This is a genomic window from Methylomonas sp. ZR1 (assembly GCF_013141865.1).
Lineage (GTDB): Bacteria > Pseudomonadota > Gammaproteobacteria > Methylococcales > Methylomonadaceae > Methylomonas.
In genome coordinates this window covers 4,385,339-4,409,143 of sequence record NZ_RCST01000001.1, presented here as the reverse complement: position 1 = coordinate 4,409,143, position 23,805 = coordinate 4,385,339, and the positions used below count along the sequence as shown (strand labels likewise).

Genomic DNA, 23,805 nt, shown 5'->3' with positions numbered 1-23,805 from the left:
CATAGGAATTGTTATGTCTACACGTCCCTTGACCGTCGCCATCGCCCAAATCAATCCCATGGTCGGCGATTTTGCCGGCAACTTGGCGATTGCCAAAGATGCTTATCGCCAAGCCGCCGCGCAGCAGGCGCAATTGTTAGTGTTCCCGGAGTTGTCCTTGTGCGGGTATTACCCTGGCGACCTGTTAAACGAATCGACCTTTATTCGCAAAGCCTACGAAGCGCTGGCAGAGCTGACTGCTTTTTCAACGCAGTTTCCGGACCTCGTTGCGATTGTCGGCACGCCGATAAAAGCAAACGGCCCCGGTAAGCCGCTGTATAACGCGCTGATCGCCATCCGTAACGGCGAGACTATTGCGGAATATCACAAGCAACTGTTGCCCACCTACAATATTTTCGATGAGCGCCGTCATTTCGAGCCGGGTCAACAGGGCGCGGTGAGTATAGATGTCGGGGGTTATAAAGTAGGGCTGATGATTTGCGAGGACGGTTGGAACGACAATGCCGACGATTATCCGGTTAATCCTTACGAAGCACTTGCCCGGATGCGCCCGGACTTGGTGGTCAGCATCAATGCCAGCCCGTCCAATATCGGCAAACGCGCGCAACGCCAACAAGTGATTTGCGGCGCCGCCCGCCGGCATGGCTTACCGATACTGTATGTCAATCAAGTCGGCGGACAAGACAGCATTGTGTTTGACGGGGCTTCCTTTGCCGTGAATGCCGATGGTGAGATTGCGCGGGAATGGCCGGCTTTCCAAACGGTGATAGATACGCTGCGTTTTGCAGAAGGCGGATTTCAAACCATTGCGCAATCGGCCCAGCCCCAAATTGATAATGATCAGGAATTCATTCTGCAACATATCCTGCTGGGCTTACGCGATTATGTGCGGCGCTGCGGCTTCAAAAAAGTGGTGGTGGGTTCGTCGGGCGGTATTGATTCGGCGTTGACGATTGCGATTGCCGCCGAGGCCTTGGGACCGGAAAATGTCATCGCCATCACGATGCCGTCGGCATTTTCCAGCAGCGGTTCGGTGAGCGACTCGCAACTGCTCTGCGATGCCTTGGGCGTACCGCTTTACAGCTATCCGATCAAGACGCTGGTGAATGATTTTGGCGAGCAATTTCACAGCAGTTTTTCCGAGGAATTACGCGGTTTGAGCTTGGAAAATTTGCAGGCTCGTCTACGCGGCACCATCCTGATGGCATATTCCAATCAGTCCGGTGCGATGGTTCTTACCACCGGTAACAAAAGCGAAATATCGGTGGGTTATTGCACGCTGTACGGCGACACCAACGGCGGCCTGGGCCTAATTGGTGACTTGTACAAAACCGAGGTGTATCGCCTGTCCGCTTACATTAACCAACGCGCCAATCGTGAGATTATTCCAGCGGCGATTTTAACAAAACCGCCTTCCGCCGAATTGGCGCCCGATCAGAAAGATACCGATAGTTTGCCGCCTTACGAGGTGTTGGATGAAATCTTGAAACTGTTGATCGAAGGCAAGCAGCTGGCTGATCGGGAATATCAACAAGCCCAAGAGTTTGTGGCTGGCTTTCGAGCCACCACTGCCGGTGAAGCGGTGTACCAACGCATCGTCGGCATGATAGCGCGCAATGAATACAAACGCCGGCAAGCGCCGCCCATCATTCGGGTGCGGCCCAGAGCGTTTGGCGCCGGCCGGCAAATGCCGATAGCGGCCAAACATTAAGGCTAGAGCGATGACTAAATATCAAAAAGCCATTGTGATTGGCCGTTACCAAATTTATCACAAAGGACACGAGCAATTAACCCGCAGAGCCTTGGAGATTGCTGACGAGGTGCTGGTGATTGTCGGTTCGTCCTTTCAGTCCAGAAATATCCGCAATCCGTTTAAATGGACCGAGCGGGCGGCCATGATCGCCGCCACGCTGCAGGAGAGCGAGCAAACCCGCCTGACATTTTTACCGGTGCGGGATTATTACGACGATACGCTGTGGAATGCCGATGTCCGGCGGCAAGTTGGTGCATGTATCTCCGACCATGATCGGGTTGCGCTGGTGGGTTTTAACAAAGACGAGTCCACGTATTATCTGGATAATTTTCCCGATTGGGCGATGGAGGCGATAGAGTCCGAGCTGGATATTGATGCTACGGCACTGCGCCACCAGCTGTTTGCAGCAGAAAACACGGAGACCGCGTTGGCAAATATCGCCAGCCGGATTTCTGTGCCGGTACGGGATTTTTTAAACGATTGGGCAAAGAATCCCGAGTACGCGGTATTAAAAGCGGAATACGCCAAAATCCATGCAGAGAATCAAGTCTATGCTGGTATTCCCTGGGATGTTATTGCCACCACCGTCGATGCGGTAGTCACTGTCAACGATCATGTGTTGCTGGGCAAGCGCAAACATTATCCCGGCAAAGGCCTGTGGGCCATACCGGGCGGCTTTCTGGAGAAACGCGAATCCTTGCTGCAAGGCGCGATCCGCGAATTGAAGGAAGAAACCAGCCTGAACCTGCCGGATGCCGCTTTGCGAGACTGCCTGCAACAGGTTAAAGTGTTTTCCCACCCCAGAAGATCGTGCCGTGGCCGCGTCATCACGCATGCGCATCACTTTGCTTTGGCAACACCTTGGCCGGAGATAAAAGCAGCGGACGATCTTGAAAGCGTGGCCTGGATACCGATCACGCAGCTGCCGGCACTGGAAGAAGCGCTGTTTGAGGACCATTTCGCTATCTTGTGCAACTTCCTGTCATTTCAAACTAAGTAGGACGATGCACGTTATTTAAGCTTAACAGGGCAGAGGGAATAGCCAGGGAAACTTATCCATGAAACCCGAAGATTTACCAAAACTGGTCAGCGTTACTATGCCTTACGGCAAATACAAGGGCCGCGTTATCGCCGATTTGCCCGGCCACTACCTCAATTGGTTCGCGCGCGAGGGATTTCCTGCCGGTGAATTAGGCAGACTATTGGCATTGATGCAGGAAATGGATCACAACGGCCTAAAACTTTTGCTCGAGCCGCTCAGACAAATAAAGTCCTGACTATTAAGCTGGTCCTTAATATGACTGGTCTTTATTTGCCCGGTATCAGACGGCTGTATTTTAGGCAAAAAAATTCCGACACGAGGCCGGATTAAGGGAGGAAGTTATTGCGCTGAACATCTCTGCAATGGCGAGTATAGTATCAGTGTTTCCTAATGCCTGGAATGCGACATAATGTCACGCGCTACCTGGCTGAAACGCAGTTTAATGATGCCCGTGGTGACCAAAATGTCCGTGACCGTGATGCCCGCCATAGCCCCTATGGCCTCCGTATCCCCACCCACCGCGAAACATTGGCACAGGGACCGGCACAACAGGCGCCGAATAGCCGTAACTATAGCTACCGTAACCATACGGCGTATATGTCGCGGGATAAGACTCCGCATAGGGTGCGTAAGCCACACAACCGCTCAACGTCGTCAGACTCAAAAACATCAGGGCGAGGCGTATTCGCGTGTTCACGACTACCAACCTTGCCGTATATTCCGATCACACCGCGGTGCGGGGATGGGTTGTTGATAGACAAACCCTCTCACTGGCGGCAACCCGTAATAATCTGCCGGCGCCTGGTAATAGCCGACTGCGGGCGGCGGCACGTATGCGCGGTGATACGGATTGTTATAGTGATACCCGTAGTGCTCGCGCTGGTAACTATGATGATGTCTACCGCCCCAGTTGCCGTCATGCGCAAATGTTGCGCTCGAAAATAGCAAGATGGTTGCCAATAGTGTGGTAAGCCTGAACATAAATCCTCCTTATCCGGGATCTTCAGTTGCGGCTCATTGTTCACCCGCAGGCTTAAACATCTCTTAACTGACGACAATTCTTAATAAGACTTTTCCGCGCACAGCATGAACGGTGCCGCCTGATTGCATATTTCCATAAAATACCTGGCTGGATGGTATGTTGTCAGGTAAAACCGCTAAAAATTGCATTTAACATGGAGACGATATGAGCAACCTGTTTGAGCCCATCAAAGTGGGGGAAATCAATTTACCTAACCGCATCGTGCTGGCACCTTTGACACGCTGCCGAGCCAGCGCCGGCCGGGTGCCTAACGAGTTGATGGCCGAATACTACGCACAGCGAGCGGATGCCGGGCTGATTTTAAGCGAAGCCACCAGCGTGTCCGCGCAAGGTGTGGGCTATCCGAACACGCCCGGCATTTGGTCGGATGAGCAAGTGGCGGGCTGGACCAAGGTAACCCAAGCAGTACATGCCGCCGGCGGACGAATTTTCCTGCAACTCTGGCACGTCGGCCGAGTATCGCATCCGGACTACCTAAACGGCGAGTTGCCCGTCGCGCCCAGTGCGATTGCGCCCTTGGGGCATGTCAGCCTGCTCCGCCCGATTCGGGATTACGTGACTCCTAGAGCCTTGGACATCAGCGAAATCCCCGGGATTGTCGAGACTTACCGTAAAGGCGCGGAGAACGCCAAACTTGCCGGTTTTGACGGCGTGGAGATTCACGGCGCCAATGGCTATCTGTTAGACCAATTTTTGCAGGACAGCACCAATAAAAGAACCGATGCTTACGGCGGTTCGGTGGAAAACCGCGCCCGTCTGATGCTGGAAGTGACGGATGCGGCTATTTCGGTATGGGGACCGGGTCGCGTGGGCGTGCATCTTGCGCCCAGAGGCGACTCGCATTCGATGGGTGATTCCGATCCCTTAAATACCTTTGGCTATCTCGCCGAGCAATTGGGCAAACGCGGCATTGCGTTCATTTTTACCCGAGAATCGCTCGGAGAAAATCGTATCAGCCCGGCGTTGAAAAAGCGTTTTGGCGGCGTGCTGATTGCCAACGAAGGCTTTAATCGAGAAACCGCTCAGCAAGTCATTGCAGCCGGCGAAGCGGATGCCGTTTCGTTTGGTAAGGATTATATCGCCAATCCCGATTTAGTCCGGCGTCTGCAACTAAATGTGGCCCTTAACCCCTATCATGCTGAAACCTTTTATGGGGCCGCGGGGCAGGATCCGAGAGTTGGCTATACCGACTACCCGAGTTTGGTAGCGGAAGTGGGCTAAAAATCTTGTGGTTCCCGCGCAAGCGGGAACCACACATGTTACACGCCAGAGTTTTGCTAGGCCCACAGAGAAAGCTTAATCGCCACGCGGAACTTCAGACAACGCCATATCCTGCAATAATTCCAGCCAAATCTGGCGATATTTTAGACATCCAGCTTGGCAAACACAGTTGGTCAAGACGCGCCAACCAGCCATGCTGGGTTTCTTCAGCCAAAACGTCGCAGCTGTTCGCCCTCAACCGGATGGTGCCTGGACTAACCAGGCTCAAACCCACTCCGGTTGCACCGCCATGCAAGAGCTCACCCCACAATATTCGAACTTATCCGCGATTATTCCGGGTCGTTTTGAAAACCGGAACACAGCGGTATAGCGGGCATGCATGCTTGGGAAGAGCCACGTTTGGATCCCGCTCTGTAGCCGCCCTTCCCATTGATAAACCCTATCAGCCATAGCGAAAGTTTCCCCGGTAGTAATAACTCACACCCCACCAGGGATGGCGGATGCAAAAATCCAGATAGAACTCGTCTTCTGAAACAGCACGTTCGCTGATGCTGGCCGAACCTAGCAATAAGTAATCCGGAATATTCAGGCGTAGCGACCCGCATTGCCAGAAATGGCCGTTACTGCGATACAGCAATTCGCCGTTTTCGACGCTGACGTGCAAGCGCAAGCCAAAACCAAAGCCTATGAGTTCGACCAACTCGTGGTCAGCCGCATAACTCATCCTGGAACTAAAGCAATCAGTTTTACCATCGGCGTAAGTCATCGTCCTATGCCAATGCAATAGTTCGCCGTCGGCGGTCTTGTCCACTTCGGCTTGTGCCGCCTGCCCGCGCCACAGTAACAAGCCGCCGAACAAATGAATCAGCCAAATCAACGGAAACAGGTAAATTGGATAGCCAATTTCCATCGTTCCGACCAGGCGGCTTTGTTGGCCATTGCTAATTCGGTAATGTCTTTGAATAACCTCAGGCAATTGTTGCCAATCGGCGCCCAACACTTTTTGCATTAATGACACAGACATGGCTCAGCTCCAGAGTGAATTATGAAACACCATCAAGGTGGTGACGCCTATCATGCCGAAGAAAGCCGGCACGCCCAACCATAGCCAAATCTTGGAATAATAGTGATACAGGTACGGCAAAGTCCGGCCTTGAGCCAGTGATTCGGCGGCAATGTCGCGCATGCGGATCTGCAAAATTACCACCGGCAACCAGCACAGTCCGGTGATTAAATACAGCACCACTGTCCACCACAGCCAGCCGTCGCCGAACGAAGCCGACAATTGATCGGCCAATAACACGCCGGTTAACGGCTGGATAATCACAGTCGGCGTGGTGAACCACCAATCGGCCAGCACTACATGTTTGCTGGTCGAGGCGATTGCCGCGTGATCGCCGCTTTTATCGGCCATCACTTTGTAAAACACCGTACCGGAACCCAAGCCAAACAATACGATGGCGCTGAGGATATGGATCAATTTTAACGATAAATACATCATGACGGCTCTCCTTCCAATATTCTGACAAGCAACAAGCACATTAAAAACGGCAGGTTTTTCAACAGCGGACCGAACGGGTGGAATACAAATTCCGGTAAACAAACAGCCACTGTCAGGCTATAGCCGAGGACGATCCAGAACTGCCAAAGCATTAGCATGTTGATCCTAAACCGCGCCAAGGTCGCCAATCCCAAGCCCATATCCATGGCTGCCAAGCCGTATAAGGCAATTGGCGCGCCCATGCCGGTGATGCCAAGCGCTGCCAATAGCTGATAACTCAGTTGATGCGGGTAGAAAAACAGCGAGGTGATGCCGCTCCATAACCAGACGAAGGCAATCACGTATCGCAATAAAGGCTTGAGAAAATACAAACCCGCATGCCAACGCTCGGCTGGGCAGGCCGCTTGTTCGAACCATTGCTCGTTCACGTTGATGGGCGCTCGGCCCAAAAACTGAGTGAGGGGTTCTGGATCTGCGCAATTGCCGCGATTCAGCATCGCTACGTTGTCTTTGCTTAAAATCGGCTCGCCCAGCCATTTGCCCATCCCCGCCATGCTCAGCGCAAATGGGTAAGGCACAGAGCAAGTTCTGGCTGTTGGTTTGCCCAGTCGCCGCCTAAGCCCCCGAAGCCAGTCCGCATAACTTATCGGACTGGGGCCGACCAAAGCCAAGGTTTTACGACCGGAGACAGCCGGCTCAAGACAAGGGCAGACGATGGCGGCCACATCGGCAATATGAATGGGTTGCAAAAGCTGGCGGCCACCATCCGGCAGCAAATGCACGGGTAATGCCGCCAACGCATGAAACAAGCCGCTACTTTGCCCGCCGGGGCCATAAACCAGCGAGGGCTGCAATACAAACCAGTCCAGGGCCAATTCACGCAAGGCATCGTCGGCAGCTTTTTTGCTGAGATGGTAATTCGATTCGGCACCCGCGTCGGCACCCAAAGCCGAAACTTGCACGATCTTTTTTACCCCAGCACGTGCACCGGCTTGAAACAAGGCTATCGGTGCCTGACTATGCAACTGGGCAAAGCTTTGGTTATTGTTCTCGGCAATGATGCCCACGCAATTGACGATTGCGTCGGCAGCTTGCAGGTGCGGTAGCCAGTAGTCAATTACGCCGGCTTGGGCAAAATCCAAGTTTAATCGGGTCAGGTTTGGATTATCGATGAGTAGGCGTTCGGGGTGGCGGCAACAGGCCGTGACCTGATGACCCCGTCGCAGCAACTCGTGTAATACGGCGCTGCCGATAAAACCGGTCGCGCCGGTTAATAGAATGTTCATGGTTTTGCTCCAAATGTTGAGAGGCAGGAGCAGATTAACGACCGCGAAACGGCGGAACTTCCGAATTGATAGGACAGGAATAGAAATAATTTACGCGGGATATAACCCGATAAACTTCAAAGCGTTACGGATTTACAAAATGATAAAACTGGAGTTTTTTGTTTAGCCGGCGTGTGTTTTTCGATACTGTCCGGGCGCGACGCCGACGATGTCGCGAAACGCCGCGTAGAAATTGGACTGGGTGCTAAAGCCCACCGTCAAGCCTATCGACAACACCGACGCATTGGGTTCCGCCAATAGCAATTTTTTGGCGGCGGCGATACGTTGTTCGCGAATGTAGCGGGAAAAACCTTGTTGAAACTCGGTATTGATCAGTTCGGACAACTGATGCTGACTCAGCTCCAATTGCTCGGCCAGCAAACCTAGATTCAGGGTTTCCAGCGCATATAACTTGTCCTGTGTCATCAATGTATCCAGTTTGGCCAGCACTGCCGGCTTATCGATATTTTTTAAAGTCGATTCCGCATAAGCCGCCTGCACCGCTTCCGACACGTCGGCGGCGATGCCGGGAAAACGCAATAAGGTCAACGCCACCGCGAAAAAGGCCAAACCGATCAAGATGCTGTAAACAGCAATAAAGTCTGCTTCATCCAGTAGCGGCCAGATGAAGCCCAACACCAAAACCGCCACCGCTATGGCAAACAAAACCCCCAGCGCCAATAACTCCCAATGAAAGCGCTGCCTTTGTCCGCGTAGCGCATAGACTGTTTTCGCCAACCACAGCAAATAGCCGCCGCCAACCAAAAAAGCGCCGGGCAGGGCCAACCGATAAGGCAAAATCAGGCACAGCGCGAACGGCAGGACATGCAATACAACGTGCCGGCTATAACCGGCTGCATTACGCAACAGTTGCCGGCTGTAAAAATAGAAGCTGGGAGCAATCCCGTACAGCAGAAACAGGTACAGCGCGGAATGTACCAGCTCGTATCGATTCAGCAAGTAGCCTAAATGCAGGCTTTGGATGCCGGCCAAGCCGGCTATCAACAGAAAACCGGCCAATTTCGACGTAAAGCGTACGGGTTCCCTGGCTTGCAAGATATTGCCGGCCAGCAACAGCAAGGCCGCACCGAGCGAAAAACCGATAAATAACAGCGCAACGATAGACATGGATGACCAGGCGAAAAAGAGATTTGAGTTTAGCCCGTGTTTTTAGGCCGGCCAAGGTTTGGGCCGGCACTATCTATTGACGACTCTAGCCGTTAAAATCGCTGGCGGGTAAACACGAGGACATGCACATGGCTTTAGCGGAAAAATTATCGATCAGCGTCGCGGATTATCTGCAAGGCGAATTAGTCAGCGACATCAAGCATGAATATATTAATGGCGAGGTGTATGCGATGGTCGGCGTGAAACGGGCACACGACACCGTCACAACCAATTTAATCGCTTTTTTGCATACTTACCTGCGCGGAACACCTTGCCGGGTTCATTCCGGAGAAATGAAAGTTCGCGTGCAAACCGCCCACGACGACTGTTTCTTCTACCCGGATTTACACGTCACCTGCTCGGCAGCCGACACCGCCGAGCACTACAACAGCCAGCCGAAACTGATTATTGAAGTGTTATCGGACGCTACTGAGCGCTATGACCGAGCCGAAAAGTTTCATCACTACCGCAAGTTGCCCAGTTTGGAAGAGTATGTGCTGATCGCTCAGGACACGCAGCGCGTGGAGTGTTACCGCCGCGCCGAGCAATGGGATTTACGGCTATATCAAGCCGGGGAGCGGGCGTTGTTGCAATCCATCGGCCTGGAACTGCCGGTCGCCGAGATTTATGAAGGCATCGTGTTTGAAGGCCCGGCGTAAACTCCCTCTCGCACTAAAGCCTAAGCCAGCACCACCGGAATCTTCCCAATTTTTGATTGCCACTCTTTCGGCGCGGTCGCATGAATCGACTCGCCGCGACTATCCACCGCCACCGTTACCGGCATATCTTCCACCACAAACTCGTGAATCGCTTCCATGCCCAATTCCGGAAACGCCACGACCCGCGCTTGTTTGATGGCTTTTGACACCAAGTAAGCCGCGCCGCCGACCGCGATCAAATACACTGCTTTATGCTTGGCGATGGCTGCTATCGCTATCGGGCCGCGTTCGGATTTGCCTATCATGCCCAGCAGGCCTGTTTTTTCCAGTACCGTGTCGGTGAAACTGTCCATTCGCGTGGCGGTGGTGGGGCCGGCCGGGCCGACCACTTCATCGCGCACCGCATCGACCGGTCCGACGTAGTAAATGAATTTGTCTTTTAAGTCCACGCCATCCGGCAAGGGTTCTCCCTTGTTCAAAAGATCAACGATACGCTTGTGGGCGGCATCGCGGCCGGTCAATAAGGTGCCGCTCAGCAGCAAGGTTTCGCCGGGCTTCCAGTCGGCAACGTCTTGCTTGGTCAAACCATCGATATTGACCCGGCGAGCGCTACTGGCCGATTGGGTGATTGCCGGCCAGTCGCTTAGTTTGGGCTGCGTCAGCAACGCTGGACCGGAACCGTCTAACACGAAATGGGCGTGACGGGTGGCAGCGCAGTTGGGAATCATCGCCACCGGCTTGTTGGCGGCGTGAGTCGGGTAATCCAGGATTTTCACGTCCAACACCGTGGTCAGGCCGCCCAAGCCTTGCGCGCCGATGCCCAGCGCGTTGACCTTGTCGTATAGCTCCAGGCGCAACTCTTCAATAGCATTCGATGGGCCGCGGGCGATCAGCTCCTGAATGTCGATCGAGCCCATGCACGCCTGCTTAGCCAAAATCATGGCTTTCTCGGCGGTGCCGCCGATGCCGATGCCCAAAATGCCGGGCGGACACCAACCCGCGCCCATGGTCGGCACGGTTTTCATCACCCAATCGACGATGTTGTCGGCCGGGTTCAACATCACGAATTTGGACTTGGCTTCCGAACCCCCGCCCTTCGCGGCGACTTCCACGTCCACTTTGTCGCCAGGCACCAGTTCCATATGCACCACCGCCGGTGTGTTATCTTTGGTATTGATACGCTTGCCGGCCGGATCGGCCAGGATGGACGCCCGCAACACGTTGTCCGGATGCAGATAAGCCTGGCGCACACCTTCGTTAACCATCTCGGTCACGCTCAATGCCGCATCCCAGCGCACGTCCATACCAATTTTTAAAAAAACGGTGACAATGCCGGTATCCTGACAAATCGGCCGCTGGCCCTCGGCGCACATCCGCGAATTGATCAAAATCTGCGCCATCGCATCTTTCGCCGCCGGGCTTTCCTCCTTTTGGTAAGCCACATACAAGGCATCGATGAAATCCTTGGGGTGGTAATAGGAAATGAACTGCAAGGCATCAGCGATGCTTTGGATGAAATCGGCTTGGCGAATGGTGGTCATGGTGGTCATCGGGCTACGAAGAAGAATGTATGGAAATTTATCACGAACCGCTGCCGTCCTGAATCAAAAACTGGTAGCCCAAGCCGTCGGTATTGAAATATAGAACCACAACTTGGAAGTCAGGAGATTTCATCATCCACCCAGCACTGCGGGCGCTAAATTACCGGATTATCTGATTTACCCGTCAACCCCGGCGCATTGTTGGCTAAGGATGCAAGATTAATAATCGGCACAGCCTGTCCATTCTCAAAAGAGACGAACTCAGAAAAATGCTCGGACCTTGCAATAGGGTTGTCACGACGCATCGACGCCTTCACTTTAACGATGTCAGACACCTCATCAATGCCGATAGCTAGGTAATTGGCATCATGTTTGGCAAGCAGGACTAGGCGTCTTTGCAGGTCGACAACCAATTCAATCGTTGAGTCGAAAATATTCAAAAGCTCCGTTAACGTGCCGTGTTTAGCCTGATTCAAAGCCGACAAGGCTTCATCGACACGGCCGGTTTCCGCCATATTCAGCAATTTATCGGCTAGTTCATGTATGGCGGCGTGCGGCCTTTCGAAACAAGACAACAGCAAATGCAGCCTTTTGTGCCGGGGTGTGTAAGCGTAATACCACTTACCGAATGCGCATTCTCTGGGGTTTCTGGCCTTGCTGAAGGTGCCGTGGTTGCGGACCGAGTATTCCAGCTCGGCAATCCATTCCAGGTGATCCTTTCTGCGAATTTCCAAAAAAGACTTTAATTCCTCGTATTCAAAGTATTTCGACTTGATATCCAACAAATCCCAAAGCGACACATAAGGAAAAACCTCGCCATCGATACCGTAGAAGGGGTCGGAGTTCTGCCCGCTGTAGGGATAAACCGGGGAAATGGGCACAATCCGTTTGACGCTGGATAGCGGTAGGCAAAAATATTTTTCACCGATAAGAAAAAGTAACAGTTCCATGCTTGCTCCTCCCACCCGATGAACCGGTGGGCTTCGTTAATTTCCCAATAATTTGCAGGTCCTCTGCTTTCGAACGACATTACGGCGAATGCCCTTATAGATGCTGAGTCTCCCTGTGGGTGAGACGGGCCGGCCCATCGCCTTGGCGTAGATAGCGGATGCGTCTTTTGTCGTGGCTTAACCGTCAGCATAAGCACATGCAACCAGAGTCTAACCTAATTCGCCATTGTCTAACATCCAAAGCAAGTATAGATTAGCACGCACTAATATTTTGTGGGGATCATTGCGTCGCGGAGAGCAATCCGCGTGGGCACAAAAACCGTGCCCACCCTTGTATGATGAATTTTAACAACCGACAGCGCAGAAAAACCGATTAAGCTGTGATTGTTCATTGGGAGGCTGTCGCATCCTGAGGACGGGTCGTTGGCCCGAGCCTGTTCCGTAGATTGGCCCCCGCCCTATTCACCCATACCGTGGAGTATCCGAGGCTGAGAGCCTGCATACGCAAGGAAGGTAGGTGCATGCACAGGGTCGGGAACCGGTGAATAGTGTACTTCCCTTTAAACTGTATTTAAAAATGATGATGACGAACCGCTCGCTCAACACCCCCGCTGAATCTATCCCTCGCCTGTTTGCCGGCGTGGATGTCGGCGCCGACGAATTGGTTTTAGTGATCCGCAAGAACGGCAAGCCGTTCGACCCGCAAAAATTTGCCAATACCCGCGCTGACCGTGCGCGTTTGGTCAATAAACTGATCAAATTACCCGGCATCAAGGTATGCCTGGAAGCGACCGGTATTTACCACTTCGATCTGGCGATTGCGGTGCATGACGCCGGCATTCCGGTGATGGTGGTCAATCCCAAGGCCTCTCATAACTTCGCCAAGGTCTTGATGAAAAACAGTAAAACCGACGCCGTCGATGCCAACACCTTGGCCGAATATGTCGAGCGCATGGATTTCGTCGCCTGGACTCGTCCTTCGAATCAAGCGCTGGCTTTGCGCGGCTATGCTCGCCGTATCGACGCGCTAACCGGTCAGAAGGCCGCCGCGAAAAATCATCTACATGCGCTGAGTGCGACCGAGGAAACGCCGAAGGCCCTACTACGCGATGCCAAATTGGCGATTAGTCAGCTGGAAAAACGCATCGATACGTTGGCTGGCGAGGCGCTGGCGTTGATCGACCAGCATCCGGAACTGCAACGAATATTCGACCTGTTGACCGGCATCAAAGGCATTGCCCAAACCAGCGCCATTGCCTTGATGGGCGAACTACTGCTATTGCCGCCCAACCTGTCGCATCGCGAATGGGTCAAGTTTGCCGGACTCGATCCCAAGGCCTTTGAGTCGGGCAAAAGCGTACACAAGAAAATGCGGTTATCCAAGGCCGGTAACCGGCATATTCGTTCGGCGTTGTATATGCCGGCCTTGAGTGCCAAACAGCACGATCCGCATGTGCGAGCGTATTTCCAGCATTTGATCGACAATGGCAAGAAACCGTTACAAGCCGTCTGCTCCGTGATGCGTAAATTACTGCATGCGATCCATGGCATGTTGAAGCACGATCAGCCGTTCGATAACACGCGGTTTTATGCCATCCCTGAATCCATCATCGCCGAGTAAAAGATGATGAAATTTGTTGCTTTTGAACAGAGTATCTAAGAGACTACAGTGAAATCGGGATAGTTTTATTCCCGTATGCCGCGCCGAGCACCGGAACTTTTGAACGGAATAGCCCGAAGGGGTGCGGCATGGATGCCGCACGTTGACGAAGGGGCAGGAAGCCCCTTTCGGCAACCCCGTTCAAAAGCGAGGAGCACAGGGAATAAGCGGCATCCGGGTGTCTTTTCTTTTGGATACTTTTCTTTGGACAAGCAAAGAAAAGTATCTCGGCTGTCGGGCCGAGACCCGACATTAAAACCAGCCGTCGCGTTAGCGACACCAAACACAAAGGCCTATTGACAGCGTGGGTAAAAAACCGTGTCAACACTTCCCGGTTTCGTGGAAGCGAGACATTGTTTTCGCAGGACGACGCAGAGCGTCTAGGGATGCGTTACCACGCTGGAGCGTGGGAACGATAAATAGCGTAATGCGCCGAATGATTTAAGGCCAACATACGGCACAACACGGCAACGCCTATTGACGCCCTACCAATTGCGCCTTGGCCTTGGATTATATCCACCTGAATCCGGTAAATGCGGTTATGTTGATTTACCGGAGCATTGGCGTTATTCAAGTGCCTGGATTTATGCCGGGTAGGATGGAATCGGGATTGGTTTTAGCTCACCGCAGCGCGGTTGGTTTGCATTACCACGCGGCGCGTGGGAACGATGAAAAATCCGCAAAACCCTTCGACTCGGTTATTCATTTGGCTTGACTTGGATAACAGTGTCTACGGAACTAAGGCTTTGGCAAGCGTCGAGCAAGTAATAGAATGCTCGTAAATCCGTCCATGTCTGGTTCGTTACAACATACCGGCGTTTCAAAGTTTCGTTCCTTCAGATCGAGAATAATTTTGCCAGTATTATAAATGTGCAATTGCATGGCTGGCTCGAATAGTGGACGGCGTTTTGTTAAGTTCCTCAACCAATTTAGCGGGGGGAACACATATCGAAGACGAACTGCTGCTCTAATAAGCTTAGGGGCACTAGACGATGTTAAAAAGTGAACAGCTAAATAGCCGCCTGGCTCTACTCTATCTGCGAGTTGTTGTAATATTAGTCGACCACGTGCCCATGGGATATGTTGTAACACTATGCAAGAATGGACAAAACTGAATTCACCGACAACATTCGTAAGCGCGTCATCAGACAATACGAAACTGACATTGGTGATGCCGGCATACTTAGTATTATCGAGAGCCTCGGCAATCATGGAAGGCGAAATATCAATGCCGACAGTCCGTTCAGTGCGCTCAGCCAATGTTAAGACGAGCCGACCCACTCCACAGCCAAAATCAAGTGCTGTATTTGGAAAAAATGCGTGACCGAAGTTTTCGCTGATTAGTTGGAAGACACGTTCAATATGCCTCCTCCCTGAAGCAAAAAACTCGTCCTTTGCTCTGGCGTCGAGCCTGTCCTTACGAAATTCGTCGCTGCTAAGGACGCCAAAGTATGGGTCAGCCGCCCCCCATTGTTCCCAATCTTTATCAGTGCCCATGAATACTCCGAAAATTTGACATGCTACTAAACAACTTATTAGCTAGTCTGCACATAACTCTTAATTCGCAGGATATACAACATAAGTGCCTATAACTGCCACGGCACAAAAACCTCATCCTGCCCTCTCAATCATCCCCTCAGCCTGCTTGGCAAACGCCTTCAAATCGCCTTTCTTGACCGTAGCGCGCGGAATCACAATCGCTGCATCAATATCCACATAGATGTAAACGTAATCTTTATGTTTTTCCACCCGCAACATGTCTTTCCACGGAGTTTTGCTCTTACCGCCGGGAGCGCGTTCTTGCAGGAATTCCGGCTCGATGCTCAGCCAATGAATACCGAATAAAGCCTTTTTCTCCGCTTCGGTGTATTTGTTGAAAAACTGGCGGCGTAAATCCATCTTCATGATATACGGCGAAGCGAACGACCAGGCCAGCGCCAGGATGGTAATGTAGGCGGTGGTGGTCATATCCACGTAGTACACGTAATAAAACAAGCCGATGGCCATCATCACGCCGGGCGCGAAGATGCGGTTTTGGCGGATTTTTTTCTGCATTTCCGGGTCTTTTTTCAGCCTTTCCTCATTAAAGTGGACCAGGTCTTCTTCGCGGAATTCGTATTCGATTTCTAACATGTGTATCGCTCAATGGAGTTGTGGGTTAGTGCATTTTCATTTTGGCGTGGGTACTGCGCCGGAACAGATTGGATAAGGTCAGCATCGCGGTGCGGAAGTAACCGTGGATAGCCACTTGGTGCATTTTGTACAAGGACAAATACACGCCATAGGCAATCAAGCCGCCGACGCTGACCGTGCCCATCAAGCTACCCATCAAGCTGCCGACCGTGCTGAATTTACCCAGCGACACCAGCGAGCCGTAATCGCGATAAACAAATTTCGCCGCCGGTTTGCCTTTCAAGCGGTTGATGATGGTTTTGGCCACGGTAGAGGCCATTTGGTGGGCGGACTGAGCGCGCGGTGGTACGTTGCCGCCGTGGCCGACCCATTCGCAAGCGGCGCAATCGCCGATAGCAAAAATGTCGGGGTCGCTGGTTTGCAAAGTTTGATCGACCACTAATTGGTTGATGTGATTGGACTCCAAACCATCCAGGTCTTTCATCCAATCCGGGGCTTTGATGCCGGCGGCCCAGACTTTTAAGTCCGCATCGAATACTTCGCCATCGTAAGTGTGTACTTCGGTTTCGGTCACTTCCGTGACCTTGCGACCCAGCTTTAACTGGATGCCCAGCTTGATCAATTGCTCCTGGGTGGCTTGCGACAGCCGTGGCGGCAGGGCTGGCAACAATTTAGTCGCGGCTTCAATGATGGTAATGTTGACGTCTATCGAACCTTCCAGCCCGTAGGTGGCCAGCAATTTGGTCACTTCGTGTAACTCGGCTGACAATTCCACGCCCGTGGCGCCGGCGCCGATGATCACAATCGACAGCGGCTTGTCACGTTGATGGCTCTGGTTGGCGTAAGACTGAATGTAATAGGTTTCCACCAGTTGTTTTTGAAAGCGGAAGGCTTCCTTAGTGGTATCGATAAACCGGCAATATTTATCCACGCCCTTGATGCCGAAGGTGTTGCTGACACTGCCGACCGCCATCACCAGCGTGTCGTACTTGAAGCGGCGTTGCGGAATGATCTCTTCGCCTTTCTTGTTGGTAATCGCGCTGACGATAATTTCTTTATTGGCCCGATCCAAACCTTCCATTCTGCCGAACAAGAAGCGGAAGTGATTGCTGTGCGCTTGGGCCAAGTATTCGATTTCCTCGGCTTCTGCTAAGGTGCCGGACGCCACTTCGTGCAGCAAAGGTTTCCAGATATGGGTGGACGCGGCATCCAGCAATGTAATTTGCGCCTTGCCGGCTTTGCCAAGTTTTTGCCCCAATTCGCTGGCCAACTCCAATCCCGCCGCGCCGCCGCCAACAATCAAGATTTTATGTAATTCACCCGCCATGTATCTTTCCCCCTCAAGTGGCGTTTGCCGCGTCGGCAAACAAAGAAATCGCTATCCCGGCCCTAGTTGTCTATTTCCTGATGCCGGCATTATAACCAAACCGGTCAGGGCTGACCGATTTTGACGGGATGAACTCGCGGCGGCAACGGTCTGCCTGCGCGAAGACCGGAAAGGTGCGACCCAAGCGAACGGAGTTTAACGAGTGCTTTAAATTATGCTTAGATTATTGCCAGTGCATGCGCGCCAAATAAATTACGCCCTGTGGAGTTATCGAATGCCGCGAAACCAACTAATCCAGGCACTTGCCCATCCAGGTTTTTTATTGATTTTACTCAGCCTGCTGGCGGGTTGCGCATCCGAGCCGCCGCAGCCTTCCATGCCGGCCCGGTTGCCGGCGTATCAAAACAACGCCGCTTACAACAAGCCTTACACCGTCAAAGGCATCACGTATTACCCTTTGGCATCAGGAAATGGTTACCGGGAAACCGGTCTGGCTTCCTGGTACGGTGCGGAATCGGGCAATCGCACGGCCGACGGCAGCCGGTTCGATCCGCAAGGCTTTTCGGCAGCGCATAAAACCTTGCCGATTCCGTCGAAAGTGCGGGTTACCAATTTACGCAATGGCCGTTATGTGGATGTGCTGATTAATGATAGAGGTCCGTTCAGCCCGAATCGGTTGATCGATTTATCGCAAGGCGCGGCCAAGCAAATCGGCATCAGCGGCTTGACGGAGGTAGAGGTAAGTTATCTGGCAGCGCCGTCCGGCGAGGAATGAAGTCGCAAACCCGCTCAAGCCTCTATAAAACAACAGGAACGGGTTTGCCAGCTTTCAATGTGCTGCTATCAAATGGATTTTACTGTTACCGCAAAACGCTGCTTGCTGTTGCCGGCTAACTTGAACATAGCAAACACCGAACCAAACAGCCAAAACGCCCCGGGGAGCGGTACGACTTGCACGGTGGCGTTGATGGCATCGGGAGCGAAATCGGAGATTTGTCCAAAACCCGCCGGCAGAGCTCCGTCGCGCGGCCAGAGATTCCAGGTGTAGCTCGATTTGGCAAGACCATTCGAGGGCAGCAAGCTCGCGGCAATGTCGGCAATCAACTGGTTGTCTTTAATTTTGGCGGTCCCCGCGGCGAAGGCCGTAGTGGAAGAAGTCGGTGTCAACAGGCTTACCACGCCGCTGCCGTCCATGTTGAAACGCACGACCGAATCGAACAGTACTTGCGGCAAGCCGTTTGCGGTAAACCGCCCGGTACCGGCGCCCCGATCGAAGCCCCAAATGTAGAAACCGGACGGCGAGCCGCCGAGGTTACCGGCAAAGGTACTTTCGAAATGAAAAAGATCGCTGGCCGGATTGTAAGTAACCGAGGCACTGATCACATCCAGATCGCCGGTCTTACTGCCGAAATAAGTTGCCAGATAATCGCCGGCGGCATCATGCACGGCACTGGCATTCGCTGGCGCCGCACCGATTAACAAAACGGCGGCAATTACTGTTTTAGCAATGTTTAATCTCATACTTCTATCCTCTGTCGATAAGATCATTAAGGTACAGCTAACCAGCGGCAAGCCTCAGGTTGGCTGCGATTTTTGTTCCATGGGAACGATGCTGCGTCGGCATTGACCAACTGCCGAGGGTGAATGCGGCTCTGCCTTGAGGCAACTTAGGGGACTTGCTCAAAGCGAACTGCATTCCGAGGTTAATTCCGCTAAGTAGTTGCCAAGTTCAATGCGTTTGAAATTTATTTTTCGGATAATTGGTAGAGGGATAATTTCAGCAATGCGCTGACAACAACTATCGAGTAGGTCAAAACGGTAATTTGCCGGGAGCGTTATTAACCCGGCCCTTAAATAGCATTCGCCTGAATGCCTTTGCCCGGTCAATAAACGCCACCGATGCCGTAAACTCGTTTAGCGGTGCAGCACGATCAAATAATCACCAAACCGCGTTGAGCGCAGTTGCAGCGAGGTTTCCAAGGCCGCCAGCACCGATAGGGCTTGGTCGGTACGAAACACACCATTGACGCGGCGTTGGGCCAGTTCAGGATCGTTGATCAGCAAAAAGCCGCGATGATAGCGATTCAGCTCGGCAAGCACCTCGCCCAAGGGCCGGTTTTCGAACACCAGTTTGCCGCGTTGCCAGGCGGTAACGGCCTGGCTATCGATGTGTTGCAAATTGCCCAGTCCCGATTCGGCGCTATAGGCTATTTGCTGACCTTCGGCAACCACGGTGTGCAGCGTTTTGCCGTCGGCTTGTTGCAAGTCCACCGCCACGCTGTGTTCCGTGACACTGACTTCGGTTTTATCGTGATGCAGCCGCACATTAAAGGCCGTACCCAGCGCGGTCACGCTGCCGTGCGCGGTACCTACCCGGAAAGGCCTGGCTTTGTCGGGGCTGACTTCAAACCAGGCTTCGCCTTGTAGCAGGGTCAATTGCCGCTGTGCGCCGTCGATATGTACTTCCAATGCGCTGTTGCTGTTCAGATGCACCGTCGAGCCGTCGCTAAGATGCACGTCGCGCCGCTCGCCAAAGCCGGTATGAAAATCGGCGCGCAATATAAGCCATAGCGGATTGAACAACCACAAGGCCAGGCAGCCGCCGGCTAAAGCAGGCAGCGCCCACTGCCATCGCCAAGCAAGCTGCTTGGGTTTGCTGGCGGCCGGAATCGTTATTCTCGGCGCGATAGCGTCCAGCGCCCCCCATATCTCGCGTAATTGCTCGTAAGCCTGACGATGCAAAGGATCGGCAGCCAACCAGCGGGTAAATTCGGCGTGCTCATTAGGGCTAAGTTTGCCGCTATCCAGCCTGACCCACCAGTCGCGGGCAGCGGCTTTAATCTCGGCAGAGATTTTCATTGCCTATGTCCGTTTACAGCCGGCAGGCGGCAATGCATCCTGCTGCTTAGCGGTGAGCGATAAAGGCTGAAGTTTTTCATCGGGCGCAATTCAGGGTTGGTGGCTCGCCATTATAGGACGCATAACCCTGTGAAAACAGGAGCGAATCAGCTAAAAATCGTCGTGTTCTTGCAAGGCGGCCAAGGCATTGCGTAGATGCTTTTCCACCATATTGCGGGATATGCCTAGGCGCTGGGCGATTTCGGCGTGGCTCAGTTCCTCGAACTTGCGCAGCACGAAAACCGTCCGGCATTTGGCGGGGAGTCTATCTATCGCCGCGACCAAGCGGTCCAAGCGCTCGCACGCCAGACTGATTTGCTCCGGATCGATACCATCGCTAACCTGCAAGGCCGCGTCGCCGGTATCGTCATGCTCTACATGTTGATTGCGAGTATTGCGGCGGCGCTCGTAATCAGTGGCCAGATTGGCGGCGATGCGATGCAGCAAGGCGCGCGGGTTATCCGCTTGCTGCCACAAATTGCCGGTAAACATGCGCTGGTAGGTCTCCTGTACGATGTCGGCGGCGGTATCCAGGCAGCCACAGCGTCTAAACATCACCCGGCGTAATTCCTCGTCGTAAGCCTCAATCAGGCGGGAGATGTGGAGAGCGTTGCTCATGGTTAGGATATGCGGATTTTGGTGTCGTTAATTGGGCGAACAACCAAGATTCATGCCATAGCACTAAAATAGCGATATTTAGGGCATTTGGCGGCAAATTGCCCGGCATTACCGGAGCAACACGCTACAAATAATGCGGGATATGACCTAATTGGAAAAGTTATTTAACATAGTTAATTTCTATCCAGCGCAGTTGGAGCCGATAGCTTATTAACCCGGCAGTATTTTATCTCGGGTAATCCGTCCGGGCTGAGCTCGTCTGAGCCCAGGTGAGTGCGTCCATCGACAGGCTGAGTTCGCTCAAGAGCATAAGGCGAACGGTTTTTAAGAGCCCTGTCATAACACTAGAAGCAGCACCGCAAGGAACTCCGCATTTAAAATACTGTAATCAAATGCCTCCGCCAATGTAGCCATCCGCTGACATTCCTTTGCAAAATCCCAGGCAGGCCAAGTTGCAACCGTGTCGGAAATAAGACAAAAACCTGCACGGGAATATAGCTTTTAGCGCTAACTGACTGACAGGCAACTAAGTTATGGTGTTATCCACAAAAGCTGTGGATAACCTTGGGGATAAAAAGTTTTTTCGCGCTCTAAATGCCTAATTTTTGGGGCCTTTGCTTAAATTGACTCAATTTTAGACAACAGTTTATACAATTTAAAATCAATAACTTACATGCAATATACGAACATTAGAGCCCAAGACCAGGCAGTCTTTGGCCGCCGACAGTGTCAAGTAATTTTTTGTGCATAATTAAAATTAATCCCTTGCATTTTTGCCCAAATAATCTAACCGTTTTCCACCTGAAACCATTCTAAATGTGCCTGGGAGCATTCATCTTACTGTCATCAAATACCCAACAATTGCCGTATCGGACACAGGCTGTTATTCAATGGCTTTGACCAACGTCAATATCGTCAACAAATCGAGAATGACTGGTTGATTTGGCAAACCGTTACCAGCCACAAAGGAAATGATTTGGACAAACCCTCAACTTAAGGTTTTTTTCGCAACGTACAGCATAAACAGCCCAGTTACGAAACATCCAATACTCAAGAAAAGAAGCTGCCGGCATCGACATGACCCAGCCTATACCTACTAAGACCGGGGGGCGCCAATGATGGGTTGTTAGGCGAATGACGGACGTTTGCCTGTAAGAACCGGCGCAGGTTAAGCTGCGTTTTATTAACTTTAATTCGGCATGGCGACCGAGACTGCTCATTCATCGCAAAAAAAACCGGTAGTCAAAACAATTGACTACCGGCTTGGGAGAAACAATGAATAAGCTATTGCGCGGAGCAAATTTTCACACCCCGCGCTTGCGTTGACCGGAAGTCATTTTCAAAGTTCCATTTTAATTTGAGGCTATTACTCCCACTCTATCGTCGCGGGCGGCTTGCCGGAGATGTCGTAGGTGACGCGGGAAATGCCCGGCACTTCGTTGATGATGCGGCGTGAGATCAAATCGAGGAAATCGTAAGGCAGATGCGCCCAGCGCGCGGTCATGAAATCTATGGTTTCGACAGCGCGGATCGCGATGACATAGTCGTATTTTCGGCCGTCTCCCATCACACCCACCGATTTCACCGGCAAGAACACCGCGAAGGCCTGGCTGACTTTATGATACAGGTCGTGGCGATACAGCTCTTCGATGAAAATCGCATCGGCTTGGCGCAATAAGTCTGCATATTGCTTTTTGACTTCACCGAGGATACGTACGCCTAGGCCGGGGCCGGGGAAGGGGTGACGATGAATCATATCGGCCGGTAAGCCCAGCTCCAAGCCCAGCTTGCGTACTTCGTCCTTGAACAATTCGCGCAAGGGTTCGACCAGTTTCAACTTCATATTTTCCGGCAGGCCGCCGACATTGTGATGCGATTTGATCAAATGCGCCTTGCCGCTTTTCGCACCGGCCGATTCGATGACGTCCGGGTAAATGGTGCCTTGCGCCAGCCATTTAGCGTCGGTGAGTTTGCCGGCTTCTTCGTCGAAGATTTCCACGAACAGGCCGCCGATGATTTTGCGTTTTTGTTCAGGGTCGTTAACGCCGGCTAGTGCCGCCATGTAACGGGCTTCGGCATCGACACGGATTACCTTGATGCCCATATGTTGGGCGAACATCGCCATAACCTGATCGCCTTCGTGCAGACGCAGCAAGCCGGTATCTACGAACACGCAAGTCAGTTGCTCGCCGATGGCGCGGTGCAGCAGTGCGGCTACCACCGATGAGTCGACGCCGCCGGATAGGCCCAAAATAACTTGGTCGTTGCCGACTTTTTCGCGCACGGCAGTAATGCTGTCTTCAATGATATTGCTGGCATTCCACAACGCTTGGCAGCCGCAAATTTCCAACACAAACCGACTCAATATCCGGCCACCCTGCTTGGTGTGCGTCACTTCCGGATGAAATTGCAGAGCATAGAAGTGTTTGTCTTCATCGGCGATGCCGGCAATTGGCGCGCCGTCGGAGCTGGCGATCAATTTGAAGCCGGTCGGCAATTCGACGACACGGTCGCCGTGGCTCATCCAGACATCCAATAAGCCGAAACCTTCCGGTGAAGCGTGATCTTCGATGTTCAACAACAATTTGGAATGGCCGCGAGCGCGAATCTGCGCGTAGCCGAATTCGCGGTGATCGGAGGATTCCACTCTGCCGCCCAGCTGCTCGGCCATGGTTTGCATGCCGTAGCAAATACCCAAGACCGGTACGCCCAACTCAAAAACAATTTGCGGCGCGCGAGGGGTGTCGCTGCTGGTGACGGTTTCCGGGCCGCCGGAGAGGATGATGCCGTTGGGTGCGAAGTTTTTGACTTCATCGGCGCTGCAATCGCAGGAATATATCTCACAGTACACACCAATTTCACGGATGCGGCGGGCAATCAATTGCGTGTATTGCGAACCGAAATCGAGAATCAGGATCTTGTCGGAATGGATGTTGGCGGCGTGGGATGACATGACGGGAAACCTTTC

At 52.6% G+C, this 23,805-nt stretch carries 21 protein-coding genes and 1 pseudogene; 8 read left to right on the top strand and 14 right to left on the bottom strand.

Annotated elements, in window-relative coordinates; translation table 11 throughout:
* The first annotated feature begins 13 nt into the window (after positions 1-13).
* The 3 genes from DDY07_RS20035 to DDY07_RS20025 are packed head-to-tail and all read left to right on the top strand — an operon-like array spanning position 14 to position 3,030.
* Complete coding sequence (locus tag DDY07_RS20035) at positions 14-1,711, top strand: NAD+ synthase (protein ID WP_171697177.1); 1,698 nt, start codon at positions 14-16, stop codon at positions 1,709-1,711.
* A 10-nt stretch (positions 1,712-1,721) separates the two neighbouring features.
* Complete coding sequence (locus tag DDY07_RS20030; RefSeq protein WP_171697176.1) at positions 1,722-2,753, top strand: NUDIX domain-containing protein; 1,032 nt, start codon at positions 1,722-1,724, stop codon at positions 2,751-2,753.
* 58 nt (positions 2,754-2,811) lie between these two features.
* The gene (locus DDY07_RS20025; protein ID WP_171697175.1) at positions 2,812-3,030 is read left to right on the top strand and encodes a DUF3820 family protein; all 219 of its coding nucleotides are present in this window, start codon (positions 2,812-2,814) and stop codon (positions 3,028-3,030) included.
* Positions 3,031-3,494: 464 nt separating this feature from the next.
* Here DDY07_RS20025 and DDY07_RS20020 read toward each other — a convergent pair whose 3' ends face one another.
* On the bottom strand, positions 3,495-3,776 hold the full coding sequence (locus tag DDY07_RS20020; RefSeq protein ID WP_171697174.1) for a hypothetical protein: 282 nt from the start codon (positions 3,774-3,776) through the stop codon (positions 3,495-3,497).
* 205 nt (positions 3,777-3,981) lie between these two features.
* Between DDY07_RS20020 and DDY07_RS20015 the strand changes: the two genes are divergently transcribed.
* Positions 3,982-5,058 carry an alkene reductase gene (locus DDY07_RS20015; RefSeq protein ID WP_171697173.1) on the top strand — a complete coding sequence of 359 codons (1,077 nt, stop codon included), beginning with the start codon at positions 3,982-3,984 and terminating at the stop codon, positions 5,056-5,058.
* Positions 5,059-5,500: 442 nt separating this feature from the next.
* Here DDY07_RS20015 and DDY07_RS20010 read toward each other — a convergent pair whose 3' ends face one another.
* The 4 genes from DDY07_RS20010 to DDY07_RS19995 all read right to left on the bottom strand — a co-directional run bounded on the left by DDY07_RS20010 (position 5,501) and on the right by DDY07_RS19995 (position 9,012).
* Positions 5,501-6,082, bottom strand: coding sequence for a DUF4166 domain-containing protein (locus tag DDY07_RS20010; protein ID WP_253734558.1), 582 nt, complete (start codon positions 6,080-6,082; stop codon positions 5,501-5,503).
* Positions 6,083-6,085: 3 nt separating this feature from the next.
* Positions 6,086-6,559: a DUF2269 domain-containing protein gene (locus DDY07_RS20005; RefSeq protein ID WP_171697172.1), complete on the bottom strand. Its 474-nt coding sequence runs from the start codon at positions 6,557-6,559 to the stop codon at positions 6,086-6,088.
* Entirely contained in the window at positions 6,556-7,845 is a 1,290-nt protein-coding gene (locus tag DDY07_RS20000; protein WP_171697171.1) for an NAD(P)H-binding protein, read from the bottom strand. The genes DDY07_RS20005 and DDY07_RS20000 overlap by 4 nt, the downstream gene beginning before the upstream one ends.
* A 162-nt stretch (positions 7,846-8,007) precedes the next feature.
* Positions 8,008-9,012 (bottom strand): helix-turn-helix domain-containing protein, encoded by a 1,005-nt coding sequence (locus DDY07_RS19995; RefSeq protein WP_171697170.1) that lies wholly within the window; start codon positions 9,010-9,012, stop codon positions 8,008-8,010.
* A gap of 128 nt (positions 9,013-9,140) precedes the next feature.
* On the opposite strand from DDY07_RS19995, the gene DDY07_RS19990 reads away from it, so the two are divergent.
* A complete protein-coding gene (locus tag DDY07_RS19990; protein WP_171697169.1) occupies positions 9,141-9,710 on the top strand; it encodes a Uma2 family endonuclease in 570 nt (189 codons plus the stop codon).
* 20 nt (positions 9,711-9,730) lie between these two features.
* Here DDY07_RS19990 and DDY07_RS19985 read toward each other — a convergent pair whose 3' ends face one another.
* Both DDY07_RS19985 and DDY07_RS19980 read right to left on the bottom strand, forming a co-directional pair.
* Positions 9,731-11,251 carry a fumarate hydratase gene (locus DDY07_RS19985; protein ID WP_171697168.1) on the bottom strand — a complete coding sequence of 507 codons (1,521 nt, stop codon included), beginning with the start codon at positions 11,249-11,251 and terminating at the stop codon, positions 9,731-9,733.
* Positions 11,252-11,406: 155 nt separating this feature from the next.
* Positions 11,407-12,201 carry a chemotaxis protein CheW gene (locus DDY07_RS19980; RefSeq protein ID WP_171697167.1) on the bottom strand — a complete coding sequence of 265 codons (795 nt, stop codon included), beginning with the start codon at positions 12,199-12,201 and terminating at the stop codon, positions 11,407-11,409.
* 577 nt (positions 12,202-12,778) lie between these two features.
* On the opposite strand from DDY07_RS19980, the gene DDY07_RS19975 reads away from it, so the two are divergent.
* Together DDY07_RS19975 and DDY07_RS24200 are read left to right on the top strand one after the other, a co-directional pair.
* Entirely contained in the window at positions 12,779-13,822 is a 1,044-nt protein-coding gene (locus DDY07_RS19975; protein ID WP_253734555.1) for an IS110 family transposase, read from the top strand.
* 544 nt (positions 13,823-14,366) lie between these two features.
* Positions 14,367-14,458, top strand: a pseudogene (locus DDY07_RS24200) (transposase); the annotation flags it as partial.
* Between the two features lie 141 nt (positions 14,459-14,599).
* On the opposite strand, the gene DDY07_RS19970 reads toward DDY07_RS24200, so the two are convergent.
* The 3 genes from DDY07_RS19970 to DDY07_RS19960 form a co-directional block, all read right to left on the bottom strand.
* Complete coding sequence (locus DDY07_RS19970; RefSeq protein ID WP_051670022.1) at positions 14,600-15,358, bottom strand: class I SAM-dependent methyltransferase; 759 nt, start codon at positions 15,356-15,358, stop codon at positions 14,600-14,602.
* Between the two features lie 114 nt (positions 15,359-15,472).
* Positions 15,473-15,994 (bottom strand): YcxB family protein, encoded by a 522-nt coding sequence (locus tag DDY07_RS19965; protein WP_171697166.1) that lies wholly within the window; start codon positions 15,992-15,994, stop codon positions 15,473-15,475.
* Between the two features lie 25 nt (positions 15,995-16,019).
* Entirely contained in the window at positions 16,020-17,321 is a 1,302-nt protein-coding gene (locus DDY07_RS19960) for an NAD(P)/FAD-dependent oxidoreductase (protein ID WP_171697165.1), read from the bottom strand.
* A gap of 274 nt (positions 17,322-17,595) precedes the next feature.
* Between DDY07_RS19960 and DDY07_RS19955 the strand changes: the two genes are divergently transcribed.
* Complete coding sequence (locus tag DDY07_RS19955; protein ID WP_171697164.1) at positions 17,596-18,096, top strand: septal ring lytic transglycosylase RlpA family protein; 501 nt, start codon at positions 17,596-17,598, stop codon at positions 18,094-18,096.
* Positions 18,097-18,164: 68 nt separating this feature from the next.
* On the opposite strand, the gene DDY07_RS19950 is transcribed toward DDY07_RS19955, so the two are convergent.
* The 4 genes from DDY07_RS19950 to guaA form a co-directional block, all read right to left on the bottom strand.
* Positions 18,165-18,842: a hypothetical protein gene (locus DDY07_RS19950; RefSeq protein ID WP_171697163.1), complete on the bottom strand. Its 678-nt coding sequence runs from the start codon at positions 18,840-18,842 to the stop codon at positions 18,165-18,167.
* A 393-nt stretch (positions 18,843-19,235) separates the two neighbouring features.
* Positions 19,236-20,180: a FecR family protein gene (locus DDY07_RS19945; RefSeq protein WP_171697162.1), complete on the bottom strand. Its 945-nt coding sequence runs from the start codon at positions 20,178-20,180 to the stop codon at positions 19,236-19,238.
* A 150-nt stretch (positions 20,181-20,330) separates the two neighbouring features.
* Entirely contained in the window at positions 20,331-20,837 is a 507-nt protein-coding gene (locus DDY07_RS19940; protein ID WP_171697161.1) for an RNA polymerase sigma factor, read from the bottom strand.
* A gap of 1,366 nt (positions 20,838-22,203) precedes the next feature.
* Positions 22,204-23,790 (bottom strand): glutamine-hydrolyzing GMP synthase, encoded by a 1,587-nt coding sequence (gene guaA, locus DDY07_RS19935; protein ID WP_171697160.1) that lies wholly within the window; start codon positions 23,788-23,790, stop codon positions 22,204-22,206.
* Positions 23,791-23,805: the final 15 nt, after the last annotated feature.

Excerpts from the sequence above, each read along its gene's own strand:
- DDY07_RS19980 (WP_171697167.1), bottom strand. The coding sequence starts at position 12,201 with ATGGAACTGTTACTTTTTCTTATCGGTGAAAAATATTTTTGCCTACCG.
- guaA (WP_171697160.1), bottom strand. The coding sequence starts at position 23,790 with ATGTCATCCCACGCCGCCAACATCCATTCCGACAAGATCCTGATTCTC.
- DDY07_RS19990 (WP_171697169.1), top strand. The coding sequence starts at position 9,141 with ATGGCTTTAGCGGAAAAATTATCGATCAGCGTCGCGGATTATCTGCAA.
- DDY07_RS20030 (WP_171697176.1), top strand. The coding sequence starts at position 1,722 with ATGACTAAATATCAAAAAGCCATTGTGATTGGCCGTTACCAAATTTAT.
- DDY07_RS19960 (WP_171697165.1), bottom strand. The coding sequence starts at position 17,321 with ATGGCGGGTGAATTACATAAAATCTTGATTGTTGGCGGCGGCGCGGCG.
- DDY07_RS19940 (WP_171697161.1), bottom strand. The coding sequence starts at position 20,837 with ATGAGCAACGCTCTCCACATCTCCCGCCTGATTGAGGCTTACGACGAG.
- DDY07_RS20035 (WP_171697177.1), top strand. The coding sequence starts at position 14 with ATGTCTACACGTCCCTTGACCGTCGCCATCGCCCAAATCAATCCCATG.
- DDY07_RS20020 (WP_171697174.1), bottom strand. The coding sequence starts at position 3,776 with ATGTTCAGGCTTACCACACTATTGGCAACCATCTTGCTATTTTCGAGC.
- DDY07_RS20005 (WP_171697172.1), bottom strand. The coding sequence starts at position 6,559 with ATGATGTATTTATCGTTAAAATTGATCCATATCCTCAGCGCCATCGTA.
- DDY07_RS19985 (WP_171697168.1), bottom strand. The coding sequence starts at position 11,251 with ATGACCACCATTCGCCAAGCCGATTTCATCCAAAGCATCGCTGATGCC.
- DDY07_RS19955 (WP_171697164.1), top strand. The coding sequence starts at position 17,596 with ATGCCGCGAAACCAACTAATCCAGGCACTTGCCCATCCAGGTTTTTTA.
- DDY07_RS19970 (WP_051670022.1), bottom strand. The coding sequence starts at position 15,358 with ATGGGCACTGATAAAGATTGGGAACAATGGGGGGCGGCTGACCCATAC.
- DDY07_RS19950 (WP_171697163.1), bottom strand. The coding sequence starts at position 18,842 with ATGAGATTAAACATTGCTAAAACAGTAATTGCCGCCGTTTTGTTAATC.
- DDY07_RS19945 (WP_171697162.1), bottom strand. The coding sequence starts at position 20,180 with ATGAAAATCTCTGCCGAGATTAAAGCCGCTGCCCGCGACTGGTGGGTC.
- DDY07_RS20000 (WP_171697171.1), bottom strand. The coding sequence starts at position 7,845 with ATGAACATTCTATTAACCGGCGCGACCGGTTTTATCGGCAGCGCCGTA.
- DDY07_RS19965 (WP_171697166.1), bottom strand. The coding sequence starts at position 15,994 with ATGTTAGAAATCGAATACGAATTCCGCGAAGAAGACCTGGTCCACTTT.
- DDY07_RS20010 (WP_253734558.1), bottom strand. The coding sequence starts at position 6,082 with ATGTCTGTGTCATTAATGCAAAAAGTGTTGGGCGCCGATTGGCAACAA.
- DDY07_RS19995 (WP_171697170.1), bottom strand. The coding sequence starts at position 9,012 with ATGTCTATCGTTGCGCTGTTATTTATCGGTTTTTCGCTCGGTGCGGCC.
- DDY07_RS19975 (WP_253734555.1), top strand. The coding sequence starts at position 12,779 with ATGATGATGACGAACCGCTCGCTCAACACCCCCGCTGAATCTATCCCT.
- DDY07_RS20025 (WP_171697175.1), top strand. The coding sequence starts at position 2,812 with ATGAAACCCGAAGATTTACCAAAACTGGTCAGCGTTACTATGCCTTAC.
- DDY07_RS20015 (WP_171697173.1), top strand. The coding sequence starts at position 3,982 with ATGAGCAACCTGTTTGAGCCCATCAAAGTGGGGGAAATCAATTTACCT.